We start from the raw sequence: 15,684 nt of genomic DNA on the forward strand, positions 1-15,684 counted from the left end.
CTACAAGTATGTTTGTAGGCACACACTGACAGCCGGCCATGGCTGTAACCGATGGTTTATCTGCCGTTGACGGCAGAAACTGCATCAATCACGGATTTTTCCGCCATCGCCTTAAAACCTGACGCTTCCACGCCGACCACCTTGCCGGCGCCTGTTTGTTTTCCCCCACAAGAATCGCATGCACCACGTATGAACCCTTCTCAACAAACCGCTCCCCGGGCACCTCGCGCCTTGTGGCGCTGGATGGCTGCACGTGTTGCTGCACTTTTGCTGGTCCTGGTGTTGGTCGTGCTGTTTTTTCCATGGGACTGGTTGCGTGGACCGGTGAACCGTTATGTCAGTGAGCGGACTGGGCGGCACTTTGAGATCACGCGTCGTCTCGATGTCAAACTTGGGCTGACGTCCCGGGTGATGGCCGACGGCATCGAGTTTGCCAACCCGGCCTGGGCGCGCGATCCGTATTTGGTTAAAGCTGAAGCAGCGGAGTTCGACATCAAGCTCTGGCCCCTGCTGCGCGGGCAAGTGGAATTGCCACGGGTCAGTTTGCGCCAGCCAGTGTTTGGCCTGCAAATGCAGGCCGACGGGCGACGCACCTGGGCCTTGGGCAAGGACACGGCGGACACCGGCACGGTGCCCGTGGTTGATTTGCTGCTGGTGGACCAGGGCAGGCTCAGCTACTTGGCGGAGGGACAGGGCGCCGACATCAACGCCGAGTTTGTCATCGCAAGTACGGCCGACGCCGTGTTAGGCGCCGCTACCACGCCAGCGCAGGACATGCCGCTGAGCTACAAGGCCCGCGGCACCTGGAAAAAAGAGGCTTTTTTGGCCCAGGGGCGGACCGGCAGCGTGCTTCAGCTGAGCGACACCAAGGCGCATCCTTTTCCGGTCGAAATCAAGGCCAGTGCCGGGCGTACGAGCTTGCAGGCCAGGGGCAGCATAAGCAATCTGGCGGCGCTGGACGGGCTGGACGCCAACTTTGACCTGAAAGGCCAAACCTGGGCGGACCTCTACAACCTGCTGGGGGTGGTGTTGCCGGACACGCCGCCCTATGCCCTGCGCGGGCATTTATCCAAGCAGGGGGCGGTGTGGAAGGTGGCGGGCATTCTGGGGCGGCTGGGGCAGTCGGATCTTTCCGGTGACCTGGTTTACGACCGTTCTGAACGGCTCGCCCTGCTGTCCGGCAAACTCCAGTCCAAGACGCTGGATTTCGAGGACCTGGGTCCGCTGGTGGGGGTGCCGTCCGACCGATCGGGCAAGACCACCAAAACCATCGCCAAGAGCCAGCCGTCGTCGGCCGCCAAACAGGTGCAGGCCGCCGGCAAAGTGCTGCCCTCAGCGACGCTGGACCTGGCGCGTCTCAACACCATGAATGCCGATGTCCTCTACAAAGTGGACGAGGTCAAAAATGCCAAGGGGCTTCCGCTGGAGCGCCTCGATGCCCACATCCGTCTGACAGACGGTGTGTTGCAATTGGACCCGCTGGACATGGGCGTGGCGGGCGGCCGGCTGGTGGGCCAGATCCGCCTTGACGCCAATGCCAAGCCCGTTGTGGTGCAGGCCAGGCTGGATGCCCGTACTTTGCAGCTCAACCGGCTTTTCCCCCGCACCGAAGGTAGCCTGGGCAAACTCAATGGCCGGATTGACCTGACAGGGCACGGCAACTCCATCGCGCAAGTACTGGGCTCCTCATCGGGCACGGTGGCGTTGCTGATGGGCAAAGGCGAACTCAGCAATATTCTTCTTGAATTCATGGGCCTGGACGGCGGTGAAATCATCAAATTCCTGGTGGAGGGCGACAGAAACGTCAGCTTGCGTTGTGCGGCTGCGGCTTTTGACGTGAAGCAGGGCCTGATGAGCAGCCGGGCGATTTTGCTGGACACTTCCGATACCGTGATCAACGGCAAGGGCCAGATCAGCCTGGCCCATGAAACGCTGGATTTGGTGCTGTACCCGCAACCCAAGGATCACAGCATCCTGAGTCTGCGCTCCCCCCTGAAAATCACAGGCACGTTTGCCGCGCCGTCGGTTTTTCCGGACAAGGCCGCGCTGGCAGGCCGGGCGGGTATTGCGGTGCTGCTGGGTGTCATCAATCCGCTGCTGGCTCTGGCGGCTACGGTGGAAACCGGCCCCGGCAAAGACGCTGATTGCGAACGCGTGCTGGCCATGGCCAGTCCGGTGAAACCCCCTGAAAAACCCGCCCCGGCCGCTGCAGCGGTCAAATAAGCGGCGGCCCGAAAGAGCTGGGTTTAGTGGGCCTCGCGGCTGCCGCAGACCGGACAAGCGGGGTCACGCGCGATGCGCACTTCGTTCCACTCCATGTTGCGGCCGTCCAGCATCAGCAAGCGGCCGGTCAGCGGCCGGCCAATGCCGCAAAGCAGCTTGAGCGCTTCGGCCGCCTGCACGGTGCCCACAATACCCACCAGCGGTGCAAACACGCCCATGGTGGCGCAGTTGGCTTCTTCCACGGCTTCTGAGGGGGGGAACACGCAGGCATAACAGGCCGAGTTGTCCTGGTGGCGCGGGTCATACACCGCCACCTGGCCGTCAAAACGAATGGCGGCGCCCGACACCAGCGGCTTGCGGTGTTTCACGCAGGCCCGGTTGATCGCCTGGCGCGTCGCAAAGTTGTCGCTGCAGTCCAGCACCAGATCGGCTTGCGGCACCAGTTCGTCGAGCACGGCCGCGTCGGCGCGCAGGGTGACGGGTACGACCTGTACATCGGGGTTGATGGCGGCGATGGCCTGCTGCACCGAATGCGCCTTGAACTGCCCGACGCGCGACAGCGTGTGGGCAATCTGCCGCTGCAGGTTGGTGGTGTCCACCTGGTCGTCGTCCACCACGGTGAGTCGTCCGACGCCGGCACTGCCCAGATACAGCGCGACCGGGGATCCCAGGCCGCCCGCACCCACAATCAGGACGTGCGAGGCCAGCAATTGGTTCTGGCCCTCCACCCCGACTTCATCGAGCAGGATATGGCGGGAATAACGCAGCAACTGGGTATCGTTCATGGGACGGGCGTACCCGGACGTGCGGGAGGTGTGTCAGGAAAGAACCAAGGCCGCGGACCTTGTGGCCCGTGCCCCGGCGGTTGGCTGATCGGGGATCAGTTTTCTTTCTTCTCTTCCTTGCGCTCAACCATGGTTTTGCTGACCAGCACGGGGCGGCCCTTGAGCTGGTTGATGGCTTGTGCGAGCTGGAAGTCCTTGTCGCTGCCGAACTCGGGTGGACGGCGCTGCTCGGGGCTCTTTTTGGACTCTTCTTCCAGGCGTTTGAGGGCTTCCTCGCGGGCTTTTTCACGACCCGGGTCTTTCACCTCGGCACCCTGGCCGCTGGCCAGGTGTTTCTCCAGATCGGCTTCACGTGTGCGCAAGGCCGCAAACGGGCTGCCTTCCAGGGTGTCGTCGACCATCACGTCAGGCACGATGCCTTTGGCCTGAATCGACTTGCCGCTGGGTGTGAAATAACGCGCGGTGGTGAGCTTCAGGCCGGTATCCGGTCCCAGTGGCCGCACGGTTTGCACCGAACCTTTGCCGAAGGTCTGGTTGCCCATGATGGTGGCGCGTTTGTAGTCTTGCAGGGCGCCAGCCACGATTTCGCTGGCCGAGGCCGACCCTTCGTTGACCAGCACCACCAGCGGCACGGTTTTGAGGGCGGCGGGCAGGCGCTTGAGCGGGTCGGCGGCATTGCGGCGCTGGTAAAACTCGGGCGCCGCCTTGTAGGTGAACTTGCTTTCCGCCAACTGGCCGTTGGTAGATACCACGGTGACGTTTTCGGGCAAAAAGGCGGCGGACACCGCAACCGCAGCGTCCAGCAGGCCGCCCGGGTCATTGCGCAAATCCAGCACCAGCCCTTTGAGGTTGGGTTCCTGCTTATAAATCTGCTCGAGTTTGGAGACAAAGTCCTCGACCGTGCGTTCCTGGAACTGGCTCAGGCGGATCCAGGCGTAACCCGGCTCGACCACCTTGCTGCGCACCGACTGGGTACGGATTTCTTCACGCGTGATGGTCACCGGGAAGGTGCGATTTTCGTCCTTGCGGAAGATCATCAGCACGACCTTGGTCTTGGGTTCGCCGCGCATTTTTTTGACGGCTTCGTTGAGCGACAGGCCTTTGACGGCGGTGTCGTCGATTTTGGTGATCAGGTCATTGGGCTTGAGACCGGCGCGGTCGGCCGGTGAACCTTCGATCGGTGACACCACCTTGACCAGGCCGTCTTCCTGGGAAATTTCGATGCCGACGCCGACAAAACGGCCGGTTGTACCTTCGCGAAATTCCTTGAAGGATTTTTTGTCGAAATACACCGAATGCGGGTCCAGGCTGGCGACCATGCCGGAGATGGCATCGGAGATGAGTTTTTTCTCGTCAACCGGCTCGACATAGTCGGTCTTGACCATGCCAAAAACCGCGGCCAGTTGCTGCAGCTCTTCCAGCGGCAAGGGGCTGATCCCGCCGCGCGCGACAGCCTGCAGTTGCACCGTGGTCAGGGCTCCGGCCACCGCGCCGATGGAGATCCAGCCTGCTATCTTGAGTTTCTGACCCATAAAAAACCTTCATTCGCCTTGAAAGACAGTTGTCACAGAATTTAAACCAATATACACCCAGGACGAAGGCCTTGGCCGGCAGTTCCCGTCTCCGGCGCGGGCTGCGGATGGAAATGTTTCAAATCCTGCCGGCTTTTACCGCCGGTTGACATGAAACAGGCGCTGGCCGCGGCGAAAAGCCCCTCACGGGCAGGTTTCTTCAGGCCTTGCCTTGGGCGGCGACGGCTGCCGCGGCTTTGGCAATCGCCTCACTGTCGCCCAGGTAATAGTGGCGCAGGGGTTTCAGGTCGGCATCCAGTTCGTAGACCAGCGGAATACCGTTGGGAATGTTCAGGCCCACGATGTCTTCGTCGGCAATGTTGTCCAGGTATTTGACCAAAGCGCGGATTGAGTTGCCGTGGGCGGCCACCACAATCCGTTTGCCGGCGCGTATGGCCGGGGCCATGGCGTCGTTCCAGAAGGGCAGGACGCGGGCCACGGTGTCTTTCAGGCACTCGGTCAGCGGCACCTCGCCAGGCTTCAATTTGGCATAACGCGGGTCATCGCGTTCGCGGCGCGGGTCGTTGGCCTCGAGGGGGGGCGGCGGTGTGTCATAACTGCGGCGCCAGACCAGCACCTGCTCGTCGCCGTATTTTTTGGCGGTTTCCGCCTTGTTCAGCCCTTGCAGGTTGCCGTAATGCCGCTCGTTGAGGCGCCAGCTGTGCACCACCGGCAGCCAGGTGCGGTCCATCTCGTCCAGCGTGTGCCAGAGTGTGCGGGTCGCGCGTTTGAGCACGCTGGTATAGGCCACGTCGAAGTCGTAACCTTCTTTTTTGAGCAATTGCCCGGCGGCGATGGCTTGTTGGACGCCGGTGGGTGTCAGGTCCACATCGACCCAGCCGGTGAAGCGGTTTTCCAGGTTCCAGGTTGATTCGCCGTGGCGGATGAGCACAAGTTTGTACATGGTTGAAGCAGTCGAGTGGGCGTTAAAAAAAAGCAGGGCCAAAGGAAAAATAGGGAGGAACAAGGTTTTCATGGGCCTGGGCCCGGCCTTGTTCACCCCCTGCATTCTAAAATCAGTGCTTAACTGCAAAACCCTGAAGGACTTAACGTGAAATTTCTCATCGACAACTGGATGCTGATCGGCATTGCGCTGGCATCCGGCGGCATGCTGCTGTGGCCCCTGATTTCCAGCGGGATGGCAGCCGGCTCACTCAGTGCCAGCGGGGCTGTGCAACTGATCAACCGCGAAAAAGCCGTGGTCATCGACGTCAGCGAAGCCGAGGAATTCGCCGCCGGCCATGTGACCGGTGCGAAAAACATTCCACTGGGCCAGCTCGAAGAAAAATTGCCTGGTGCCGTGAAAAACAAGGGTTTGCCGCTGATTCTGGTCTGCCCCACGGGTGCGCGGGCCAGCCGGGCGGTGGCGGTGGCCAAGAAACTTGGCTACGAGCAGGCCCAATGCCTGGGCGGCGGGCTGAAATCCTGGAAAGCCGCTAACCTTCCGCTTGAGAAGGCCTGAATCCTTAAGGCCGCGCGGCCAGCCTGAAACGGCTACCTGCCGCGCTTTTGCCTGTTGACCCGACCCGGAGAGATTGATTGATGCAAACCGTCAAGATGTACCTGACTGCCAGCTGCCCCTACTGCGTGCACGCCAAACAACTGCTCAAGCAGCGGGGGGTGACCGCCATTGAAGAAATCCGAGTCGACATGCAGCCGGACGAACGTCAGAAAATGATGGAAATCACCGGACGCCGGACCGTGCCGCAGATTTTTATTGGCGACACCCACGTCGGCGGCTGCGACGACCTGGTGGCGCTGGACGGCCGGGGCGGCTTGTTGCCCCTGTTGAGCGCCTGATTTTTCCGGGCAGTTCTTGCGCCAGCGCGCCTGGGACTGCTGAGATAATGCGCCCAGCCTGCTGTCCGCACAGCGGGTTTTATTTTTAAAGCAATTCGAAAGATTCACCATGGCCGAAGCCAACCTCGATCCAGTGTTCCAGATCCAGCGCGTCTACCTGAAAGACGTTTCGCTCGAGCAGCCCAATTCGCCTGAAATCCTGCTCAACCAGGAGCAGCCTGCGGTCGATATCCAGCTCGGCGTGGATGCCCAACCCATCACCGACGGCCTGTACGAAGTGAGCGTGACCGCCACCGTACACACCAAGATCGGCGACAAGACCGTGTTCATGGTCGAAGCCAAACAGGCCGGCATTTTTGAAGTCCGCAACATGCCCGAAGAGCAACTGAACGCGATCCTGGGCATTGCCTGCCCGCAAATCGTGTACCCCTATTTGCGCGGCAATGTGGCCGACGTGATCCAGCGCGGTGGTTTCCCTCCGGTCAACCTGGCCGAAATCAACTTCCAGGCCATGTTCGATCAGCAGCAAGCCGCTGCCGCATCGGCCGCACAGGAAGCCCCGCAAATCATCGTCTAAGGGCGGCTGAACCAGCCCCCGCATCGCCATGAAAATTGCCGTCATCGGCGCCGGGGCCTGGGGCACGGCGCTGGCCATCAGCGCTGCCGGTTCCGCCGGTGCTTCGGCCCCACGCCACCAAGTTACCTTGTGGGCGCGGGATGGCGCGCAACTGGCGGCGCTGCAGTCGCAGCGGGTCAATACACGTTATTTGCCTGGCATCGCGCTGCCCGACACCTTGCTGTTGGCCGGTGGCTCCGAGGCTTCGCTGGACGCTGTACTGCACGGTCAGGACCTGATCGTGATCGCCACACCGATTGCCGCCTTGCGCGGCATGTTGTTGCGCCTGCAGCAGGTGCGGGTGCCGGTCGCCTGGCTTTGCAAGGGTTTTGAAGCCCCGGTTGCCGATGTGGCTTCAATTTTCAAGCCTTTTGGGCTGCTAGCCCACGAAATACGGGCGCAAGTAGCTATCAATTTAAGAGCGGGCGCGCTCAGCGGCCCGAGTTTTGCACAAGAGGTAGCGCGCGGCCAGCCGACCGCGCTGGTGGCCGCCAGCGAACATGCCGAAGTGCGCGACGCACTGGTGGCGGCGTTTCACGGCCCGACGCTGCGCATTTATGCCAACGACGACATCATTGGTGTGGAGGTCGGCGGCGCGGTCAAAAACGTGCTGGCGATTGCCACCGGCCTGTGCGACGGCCTGAACCTGGGGCTGAACGCCCGCGCCGCTTTAATCACGCGCGGCCTGACCGAAATCACCCGTTTGGGGCTGGCCCTGGGCGCGCGTTTTGACACCTTCACCGGCCTGTCGGGTCTGGGCGATCTGGTGTTGACCGCCACCGGCGACCTGAGCCGCAACCGCAAAGTGGGTTTGCTGCTGGCGCAAGGTCAGTCCCTGCAGCAGGCGGTGCAATCGCTGGGCCATGTGGCCGAAGGTGTGTATTGCGCCCGCACCGTGGTGCAACGCGCCGCCGGCCTGGGTGTGGACATGCCGATCTCCCGCGGCGTGGTGGCCTTGCTGGATGGCCAGATGCAGCCGGCTGAGGCGGTGGCGGCGTTGATGGGGCGCGACCCGACGGCCGAGTTGGCCTGACATGGACTGGCCGCGCTGGTCGCTGCTAAACCGATAGCTTCTCGCGCCTGTCTCCCTGGCTGAAACGGGTGGGCGTCATCATTTGGAACACGGCGCACCGGGTTTCTTGAGTTCCACGATCAAGACATGGGTAGGCGTTTGGCCGATGTTTTCACCGATGTGGGTCTGCTCCTCGGACCACATGACGTCTCCCTCCTTGAACTCGCGCCTAAGCACTTTCCCGTCCGGCAAGGTCAAGGTTCGTCTGAATGAACTCAGCGCATACAGGACAAAGGGCGGGTGTTTGTGCTGATGTGTCTTTTCGCCGGGACTGTCGCGGTAGTCGAGAACCCTGACGCAATCGTTTTCCAGAATGATCTTGTATTTGTCTCCATCGGTTTGCGTCGCGTCTTGCGGGAACGCGGAAGTTGCGAACAGGGCAGATACAGGGAGAATCAGGTTTCGTAACATGACGAGCGCTCCTTGAAGGCCGAGGCGTCTACCGGGACCGCGATTGCCAGCCTCGACGAGTGACAAACGGCATCGAAGTGCCACCCTGGGAGGTGCAAACTTCTGATCAAGTTAGCTGCAAGGGCAAATCATGGCCATTATCACCACAGGGATTGCTCCCGCCAAGAACGTTTGGGTCATACATTCGCTATATTTTTGATAGCTGTTAACGCCCATCCCTTTTGGCCTGGAGTTCGATTGGATGCATGAACACACGACGGACCGGCAGATTTTGAGGGTCTTGCGCAATTCATTGTCTCCAAAATCGCCCAGGTGTTTTTTCAGCACCGCGAAGGACGGGGCTGTGAAACTTTGCTGGCTCAGGACATGGCGCGCGGTTTCTTCGACCATGAATCCCGTTTTGCAGGGCTGCGGCAAAGCCAGGAGCGGGTGCTTGAACGGCTGCTTCACGGCAGACCTGAGCAGCCCTCCGACCCGCGTGCCCAGCAGGGTGAACCGAGGGGTCCAAAGCTTGGGGTTCATGGTGGCTGGATTGTGCCGAATCGTGCTGCGGGCGGAGCGTCGCCTTGGCCTTCTACGGCGCAGAATGTTTTGACCCCGCGGCCAATTCTGGTTAACCTGAGTCATCTCGTCAGACCGACGGTTGGCACCGCGTCTGGCCCTTACTCACACCACTTGGGAACACTCCATGGAAAACACTGGCAAAGACAAATTGATCACCGATATGAAAGTGGTTCTCTCCGACGTGGATGACTTGCTGAAGTCGGCGGCTGCCGCCACCGGCGATACCGCCGCGGCCCTGCGTGAAAAAGCCGCTGGCAAGCTCAAGCTGGCCACGGAAAAACTGTCCGGGCTGCAGGAGGCCGCGCGTATCAAGGGCAAGGAGGCGGCCAGGCTCACCGACGACTATGTCCACGCCAACCCCTGGAAGGCCGTGGGCATTGCGGCCGCAGCTGGCTTTCTGATTGGCCTGCTGGTCAACCGCAAATAATGGCGAAAACCACAGGGCAAACCGGTTTGCCGCGTTTCGGGGTGAGCGCTCCATGACGGCACACCGGACCGATTCCGGCCATCCCGCCGGCGCCCACCCGCCGGCGCGCCTGTTTGCGTCGCTGCGCCAGCTGGCCATCACGGCGCTGGGCATGGCGCACACCCGTCTGGCCCTGGCCGGTGTGGAGCTGGAGGAAGAGCTGCAGCGGCTGACCGGCGTGCTGCTGAGCATGCTGGGCCTGCTGGTGTTTGGCCTGGTGGGTGTGCTGATGATCACGCTGCTGGTGGTGCTGGCGGTGGATGCCACGCAGCGCGTGACGGCGCTGGCGATCATTGCGGCGACTTACCTCGGTCTGGCCGCCTGGTTCTGGTGGCGCATCCAGCGTGTGCTCAACACGCGACCGCCCTTCCTGCAGGCCACGCTGGCTGAAATGGCGAAAGACCGCGAGGCCTTGCAAACTGCCTTGGACCCTGAGGCGCAGCGCGAAGCGGGTGGGCACCATGAGTGACGCAAGCACCCAGCGCGCCCTGCGCAAGCAACTGTTGCTGATGCGCGCGGCGACGGAACGCGCCGAGATGAGCGGCGCCTTTGGCACGGCGCGGCAGTCGCTCAGCTTCCTGAAAAGTGGCGTGCCCAACCTGGCCTTGAGCAAGGGTTTGCCGCTGGCCATGGGGCTGTTCAAACGTGCCCAGTTGTTCAGTCCGGTGTTGTCGCTGGCTTTTTCCAGTGTGCGGGGCCGGCCCCTGCTGCGCAACCTGATGCTGGGGGCGGGTTCGGCCCTGCTGGCCTGGAAGGGTTACCAGTGGCTCACGGGCCAGCAGGCGGAACCACCGGCCGACGCTGATTAAGCGCTGGCGCCGTAGATTCAGATTTCCAGGTTGTCGATCAGGCGGGTGTTACCCAGCCTGGCGGCGCCCAAAACCACCAGCGCTTCCGACGCGCTGGCGCTGTTTGGTGCCAGCAGGTCGGCGCGGCGACGTACGCTCAGGTAGTCGGGCTGCCAGCCACGTGCCGCCAGGGCCTGCATGGCCAAAGCTTCGAGGTCGGCCGCGTTGGCCACACCGGTGGACCGCACCGCGTCGCCCAGGCCTTTGAGGGCTTTGGACAGCTGCACGGCTTCGGTACGTTCTTCAGGCGAAAGGTAACCGTTGCGCGAGGACAGCGCCAGGCCGTCGGTCGCCCTCAGGGTTTCGCCGGCAACAATCTCGATCGGCATGGCAAACTGCTGCACCATGCGCCGGATGATCATCACCTGCTGGTAGTCTTTTTTTCCGAACACCGCGACACCGCCAGTCTTGCCAGCGTAGACGCAGGAAAACAGCTTCATCACCACGGTGCTGACACCGACGAAAAAGCCGGGGCGGAAATGCCCTTCCAGGATGTCGGCCAGTTCAGCCGGTGGATGCACCTTGTAGGTTTGCGGCTCGGGGTACAGGTCGGTTTCCCGCGGTGCAAACAACACATCGCAGCCGGCGGCCTCCAGCTTTTCGCAGTCGGCGTCCCAGGTGCGCGGGTAGGTGTCGAAATCTTCGTGCGGCGCGAACTGCAGGCGGTTCACAAAAATGCTGGCCACGGTCACGTCGCCCAGCGGCTTGGCCTGCTTGACCAGCGCGATGTGACCATCGTGCAGATTGCCCATGGTGGCCACAAAGGCCGGGCGCTGAAAAGGTGCCAGTTGGGCGCGCAGGTCGGCGATGGTGTGAACGATTTTCATGGCGTGTATGGAAGGAGGGGCTCAAGCTGAAGGAGCGAACTATAAATGACTAGCGTGGGAGCGGATGTTTTTCCGCCGGGCCGCCCCAAGGAAAAATGCGCCTCCTCGGGGGGCAGCAAACCACACGGAGTGGGGCGCGTGGGGGCCTTATTTCACCAGGCGTGCAATGTATCGACTGGAAACCGGCCCTCTTTGACCGCGTCCACATAAGCTTGCATCGCACCCCGCACACTGCCGGCATCGTTCATGAAATTGTGCACAAATTTTGGCATCTTGCCCAGGTTCATGCCCAGCATGTCGTGCAAGACCAGCACCTGGCCAGCGGTTCCCACGCCAGCGCCTATGCCTATGGTGGCGCAATGGTTCAGCTCGGTCGTCAGCGCCGCCGACAAGGCGGCCGGCACCATCTCCAGCACCAGCATGGCCGCGCCGGCCTGCTGCAGCGCCAGCGCCTGGTTTTTCAGCGTGGCGGCGGCTTCGTCGGATTTGCCCTGCACGCGGTAACCGCCCAGGGCGTGTACGGTTTGTGGCGTCAGGCCCAGATGGGCGCAGACCGGAATGCCGCGTTCCACCAAAAAATGCACGGTGTCCGTTGTCCAGCCGCCGCCTTCGAGCTTGACCATATGGGCACCCGCCTGCATCAGCACCACGGCGCTGCGCAGGGCTTGTTCTTTGGACTCGTGGTAGCTGCCAAAGGGCAGGTCGCTGACCAACCAGGCCGTGGCTTGGGCGCGGCGCAGGCCGCGGGCCACACAGTCGGTGTGATGCAGCATGGTCTCCAGCGTCACGCCCACGGTGCTGGTCAGGCCCTGGCAGACCATGCCCAACGAGTCGCCGACCAGAATACATTCCACGCCGGCCGCATCGGCTACCGCCGCAAAGGTGGCGTCGTAAGCGGTGAGCATGGTGATTTTTTCGCCCTGCGCATGCATCTCGCGCAGACGCGGCAGGCTGATGGGTTTGCGCGCAGCCGGTGACGGCGCGGCGGGCAGGGTGCCATAAGGGCTGGCGGCCGGCGGGTTGACGGGTTTCGGGTTCATGCTTGTGCCTCCGGTGCCGAACGTGTCATGCCGAGCCGATCAAGCAGCGCCACGTCGGCGTCCGTGTCGGGGTTGCCCGTGACCAGCAGTTTGTCGCCATAAAAGATTGAATTGGCGCCGGCCAGAAAACACGGCCTGTACCGCATCGCCCATTTGCTGGCGGCCAGCCGACAGGCGCACCCGCGCCGTCGGCATGGTGATGCGCGCCACGGCAATGGTGCGCACAAATTCAAACGGGTCCAGGTCGGCCTGGTCGGCCAGCGGCGTGCCCTCGACCTTGACCAGGTTGTTGATGGGCACGGACTCCGGGTGGGGCGTGAGGTTGGCCAACTCGGCCACCAGGCCGGCGCGCTGGCGCCGGGTTTCGCCCAGGCCGACAATGCCGCCGCAACAGACCTTGACGCCGACGTTGCGCACGCGCGCCAGCGTGTCGAGACGGTCCTGGTAGTCGCGCGTGCTGATGATGTTGCCGTAGAAGTCGGGCGCGCTGTCCAGGTTGTGGTTGTAGTAGTCCAGTCCGGCCTGTTGCAGGGTCTGCGCGTGGTGGTCTTCCAGCATGCCTAACGTGGCGCAGGCTTCCAGGCCCAGGCTTTTGACGGTGCGGATCAGCTCGGCGACCTTCTCGACGTCGCGGTCCTTGGGCGAACGCCAGGCTGCACCCATGCAAAAACGCGTCGCGCCCGCATCCTTGGCGCGCTGGGCGGCGACCAGCACCTCGGCCGGCTCCATCAGCTTGCTGGCCTCCACGCCGGTGTCGTAGCGCGCCGCCTGCGGGCAGTAGCCGCAATCCTCGGCGCAGCCGCCGGTCTTGATGGACAGCAGGGTGGCGAACTCGACGCGTGTGGGATCGAAGTTGTCGCGGTGCACGGTCTGCGCGCGGTGCATCAGCTCGGGGAAGGGCAGGTTGAACAGCGCTTCGATGGCCTCCACGCTCCATTTTGAAGCGGCTTGTGGCTGGGTGGGCGCGGCCTGGCGTGGGCGGTGCAGGGTGACGGGTTGTTCAAATACGCTGGACATGGCTTTCATTCTTGAGGTGGGACAGATGCGACATCTGTGGTCTGCCGGAATGGCACAGCCGGCTCACAGGCCTTGGACTGCAATCGTGGAGCGTTCTTCCTTGATGCGGTTGGCCTCATCGACAAACACCAGCTTGGGCTGGAAGCCCGCCACCTGGTCGGCCGATAACTGGCCAAAGGCCGCAATGATGACGAGGTCACCCACCGAGGCCTGGCGGGCCGCCGAACCGTTGATGGAAATGGTGCCGCTGCCGCGCTGGGCACGGATGACGTAGGTCACAAAACGTGCGCCGTTGTTGATGTTCCAGATGTGGATTTGTTCAAACTCGGCAATGCCGGAAGCTTCCAGCAGGTCGTCGTCGATGGCGCAGGAGCCTTCGTAGTGCAGCTCGCACTGGGTCACGGTGGCGCGGTGGATTTTTCCGGCGAGAAGGGTGCGTTGCATGGTGTCCTGAAGAGTCAAGAGGTCAGAGAAAGGGTCGATTTTGGCAGCAGCGGCGCCAGGCTTGGCGGCAGCGTTCTGCCACGCTGGATGGCTTGCTGCAATTGTGCAATCGCGGTTTCGGGCGATGCTGCTGCCGTGATGGCGCTGATCACGGCCACACCGGCAACGCCGCATCGCGCGGCTTCTTCGGTGCGTGTCACGTCCATGCCGGCGATGCCGACCACGGGTGTTGGCAGCAGTGTCCGCCAGTAAGCCAGGTTGCCGTTGCCTTGGGGAATCCAGGGCATGTCTTTGGCAAAGGTCGGATGGATCGGGCCGCAGGCGATATAACTGGGCTGCAGCGCCCAGGCGCGGCAGACTTCCCAATAGGCATGGGTGCTGATGCCCAGTCGCAGCCCGGCAGCATGGATGGCGGCCAGGTCGGCGATGTGCAGGTCTTCCTGCCCCAGGTGGAGGCCGTAAGCGCCTTCTTCGATCGCGAGTTGCCAGTGGTCGTTGATAAACAACTGCGCGCCGGCGGCGGTGGCGGCGCGAATGCTCTGGCGGATCTGCGCGCGCACAAAGTCGCGGTGTTCCGGCGCCTCGGCGTCCTTGATTCGCAACTGCACGGTGCGCACGCCGGCGGCGACCACACGTTCAATCCAGTCGGCACTGTCGACCACGGCGTACAGGCCCAGGTCGACATCGCTGAGCGCTGCAAAGCTACGGACCGTTGTGGGCACTGGCAGGCTGAAGTCCGGCAAGTTTCGGCTGTGTTGGGCAAAGTCGGGGCGGGGCAGGGCCGTCCCTTGGCTCAAGGCATCACTTCTCGCCATGCAGGCCAGGATGATGGCCTCCATGGCGACAAAACCGCACGCCAGCGCTTGGGCTGCGGTATCGGCGAACACATTGTTCGCATCGGGGTGGGCGGGCGCTTCGGCAGACGTGGCGGACCGGCTCAACCAGCCGCTGGCCTGCGGCGTGTCGGCATAGTCGGCCTCGTCGCCGGTGATCACAACGGCCTCGCATGCTGAGGCGCGCAAGCTGGCTGCGGCTTGTGCTATGGCTTCTGGGTTGTCCAGCGCCGGCAGGCCCAACAGCGTGGCCGCTTCGCTGCGACTCAGGCAGAGCAGGGCGGGCCGTCGGGCTTGCCCATGGCCGGACTGCTGCAACAGTTGCTTCAGTTCCCTTGCGTTGTCGGCAAAGGTCCAGACCTGGGGTGTAGGGACGGCGCTCACAGGATGAAGGGCCGGCCCGTCACCGGTGTGGAGGCAACCGCCATGTCCTGCTGCGCCATGATGCCGGCCTCGTAAGCCAGTCGCCCGGACTCGATGCCGAGTTTGAAAGCACGCGCCATCTGTACCGGGTCGCGCGCATGGGCCACGGCCGAGTTGAGCAGCACCGCGTCATAACCGAGTTCCATGGCCTGCACCGCGTCGGCCGGGGAGCCGATGCCGGCGTCCACAATCAGCGGCACGTCGGGCAGGCGCGCGCGCAGGGTGCGCAGCGCATACGGGTTGACCAGCCCCTGGCCGGAACCTATGGGTGCGCCCCAGGGCATGAGGATGCGGCAACCGGCGTCCAGCAGGCGCTGGCAGCTGACCAGGTCGTCGGTGCAATAAGGAAACACTTCGAAGCCGTCGCGCACCAGCTCGGCGGCTGCGGTGACCAGCTCAAAAGGGTCGGGCTGCAAGGTGTGTTCGTCACCAACCACTTCGAGCTTGATCCAGTTCGTGCCGAACAACTCGCGAGCCATCTGCGAGAGTGTGATGGCTTCCCGTGCGCTGCGGCAGCCGGCGGTGTTGGGCAGCAGGCGGGCACCGCTGTCGCGGATCAGTTTGTAAAAATCGTTCTGGGTGCCGCCGCCCGCAGCCAACTGGCGCTTGAGTCCCACGGTGACGACCTCGGCGCCCGAGGCCGCAATCGCTTGCTGCAAGGCTAAGGGCGAGGGGTAGCTGGCGGTGCCGAGAAAAAAGCGGCTGCCCAGCTCGACGCCTGCGATGTGAAAAGTCATGTTACTA

The 15,684-nt window shown here is 62.8% G+C and carries 18 protein-coding genes and 1 pseudogene; 8 read left to right on the forward strand and 11 right to left on the reverse strand.

The window, feature by feature from the left end; translation table 11 throughout:
• The first annotated feature begins 189 nt into the window (after positions 1-189).
• Positions 190-2,223: an AsmA family protein gene (locus tag R6254_RS15175; protein WP_318408019.1), complete on the forward strand. Its 2,034-nt coding sequence runs from the start codon at positions 190-192 to the stop codon at positions 2,221-2,223.
• Between the two features lie 23 nt (positions 2,224-2,246).
• Here R6254_RS15175 and R6254_RS15180 read toward each other — a convergent pair whose 3' ends face one another.
• From R6254_RS15180 to gpmA, 3 genes are all read right to left on the reverse strand, one after another.
• The gene (locus R6254_RS15180; protein WP_318408020.1) at positions 2,247-3,008 is read right to left on the reverse strand and encodes a HesA/MoeB/ThiF family protein; all 762 of its coding nucleotides are present in this window, start codon (positions 3,006-3,008) and stop codon (positions 2,247-2,249) included.
• 95 nt (positions 3,009-3,103) lie between these two features.
• Positions 3,104-4,540, reverse strand: a complete 1,437-nt coding sequence (locus R6254_RS15185; RefSeq protein WP_318408021.1) for a S41 family peptidase — start codon at positions 4,538-4,540, stop codon at positions 3,104-3,106.
• A gap of 199 nt (positions 4,541-4,739) precedes the next feature.
• Positions 4,740-5,483, reverse strand: coding sequence for a 2,3-diphosphoglycerate-dependent phosphoglycerate mutase (gpmA, locus tag R6254_RS15190; RefSeq protein ID WP_318408022.1), 744 nt, complete (start codon positions 5,481-5,483; stop codon positions 4,740-4,742).
• A 147-nt stretch (positions 5,484-5,630) separates the two neighbouring features.
• Here gpmA and R6254_RS15195 point away from each other — a divergent pair, with 147 nt between their 5' ends.
• From R6254_RS15195 to R6254_RS15210, 4 genes are all read left to right on the forward strand, one after another.
• A complete protein-coding gene (locus tag R6254_RS15195; RefSeq protein ID WP_318408024.1) occupies positions 5,631-6,041 on the forward strand; it encodes a rhodanese-like domain-containing protein in 411 nt (136 codons plus the stop codon).
• A gap of 80 nt (positions 6,042-6,121) precedes the next feature.
• Entirely contained in the window at positions 6,122-6,379 is a 258-nt protein-coding gene (gene grxC, locus R6254_RS15200) for a glutaredoxin 3 (RefSeq protein ID WP_318408026.1), read from the forward strand.
• Between the two features lie 109 nt (positions 6,380-6,488).
• Positions 6,489-6,956: a protein-export chaperone SecB gene (gene secB, locus R6254_RS15205; protein WP_318408028.1), complete on the forward strand. Its 468-nt coding sequence runs from the start codon at positions 6,489-6,491 to the stop codon at positions 6,954-6,956.
• A 28-nt stretch (positions 6,957-6,984) separates the two neighbouring features.
• Positions 6,985-8,028, forward strand: a complete 1,044-nt coding sequence (locus R6254_RS15210; protein ID WP_318408030.1) for an NAD(P)H-dependent glycerol-3-phosphate dehydrogenase — start codon at positions 6,985-6,987, stop codon at positions 8,026-8,028.
• Positions 8,029-8,106: 78 nt separating this feature from the next.
• Here R6254_RS15210 and R6254_RS15215 read toward each other — a convergent pair whose 3' ends face one another.
• Positions 8,107-8,478 carry a cupin domain-containing protein gene (locus R6254_RS15215; RefSeq protein ID WP_318408032.1) on the reverse strand — a complete coding sequence of 124 codons (372 nt, stop codon included), beginning with the start codon at positions 8,476-8,478 and terminating at the stop codon, positions 8,107-8,109.
• A 111-nt stretch (positions 8,479-8,589) separates the two neighbouring features.
• Positions 8,590-9,000, reverse strand: a complete 411-nt coding sequence (locus R6254_RS15220; protein ID WP_318408033.1) for a hypothetical protein — start codon at positions 8,998-9,000, stop codon at positions 8,590-8,592.
• Between the two features lie 166 nt (positions 9,001-9,166).
• On the opposite strand from R6254_RS15220, the gene R6254_RS15225 reads away from it, so the two are divergent.
• Genes R6254_RS15225 through R6254_RS15235 form a run of 3 tightly spaced genes read left to right on the forward strand, consistent with a single transcriptional unit; the run spans position 9,167 to position 10,317 of the window.
• Complete coding sequence (locus tag R6254_RS15225) at positions 9,167-9,469, forward strand: ElaB/YgaM/YqjD family protein (RefSeq protein WP_318408035.1); 303 nt, start codon at positions 9,167-9,169, stop codon at positions 9,467-9,469.
• A gap of 52 nt (positions 9,470-9,521) precedes the next feature.
• Entirely contained in the window at positions 9,522-9,977 is a 456-nt protein-coding gene (locus R6254_RS15230) for a phage holin family protein (RefSeq protein ID WP_318408037.1), read from the forward strand.
• Positions 9,970-10,317 (forward strand): hypothetical protein, encoded by a 348-nt coding sequence (locus tag R6254_RS15235; protein WP_318408039.1) that lies wholly within the window; start codon positions 9,970-9,972, stop codon positions 10,315-10,317. Before R6254_RS15230 ends, R6254_RS15235 begins: the two co-directional genes overlap by 8 nt.
• A gap of 17 nt (positions 10,318-10,334) precedes the next feature.
• On the opposite strand, the gene panC is transcribed toward R6254_RS15235, so the two are convergent.
• The 6 genes and pseudogenes from panC to R6254_RS15265 form a co-directional block, all read right to left on the reverse strand.
• A complete protein-coding gene (panC, locus tag R6254_RS15240; RefSeq protein ID WP_318408040.1) occupies positions 10,335-11,183 on the reverse strand; it encodes a pantoate--beta-alanine ligase in 849 nt (282 codons plus the stop codon).
• A 152-nt stretch (positions 11,184-11,335) separates the two neighbouring features.
• Positions 11,336-12,223: a 3-methyl-2-oxobutanoate hydroxymethyltransferase gene (gene panB, locus R6254_RS15245; RefSeq protein WP_318408042.1), complete on the reverse strand. Its 888-nt coding sequence runs from the start codon at positions 12,221-12,223 to the stop codon at positions 11,336-11,338.
• Positions 12,220-13,240: pseudogene (gene bioB / locus R6254_RS15250) on the reverse strand (biotin synthase BioB). Before bioB ends, panB begins: the two are co-directional and overlap by 4 nt.
• A 63-nt stretch (positions 13,241-13,303) precedes the next feature.
• Entirely contained in the window at positions 13,304-13,684 is a 381-nt protein-coding gene (gene panD / locus R6254_RS15255) for an aspartate 1-decarboxylase (protein WP_318408044.1), read from the reverse strand.
• 14 nt (positions 13,685-13,698) lie between these two features.
• A complete protein-coding gene (locus tag R6254_RS15260) occupies positions 13,699-14,901 on the reverse strand; it encodes a thiamine phosphate synthase (protein ID WP_318408046.1) in 1,203 nt (400 codons plus the stop codon).
• Positions 14,898-15,677 (reverse strand): thiazole synthase, encoded by a 780-nt coding sequence (locus tag R6254_RS15265; protein WP_318408047.1) that lies wholly within the window; start codon positions 15,675-15,677, stop codon positions 14,898-14,900. Before R6254_RS15265 ends, R6254_RS15260 begins: the two co-directional genes overlap by 4 nt.
• Positions 15,678-15,684 lie beyond the last annotated feature (7 nt).

It is taken from the genome of Polaromonas potterensis, assembly GCF_033446725.1.
Classification (GTDB): Bacteria; Pseudomonadota; Gammaproteobacteria; order Burkholderiales; family Burkholderiaceae_C; genus Polaromonas.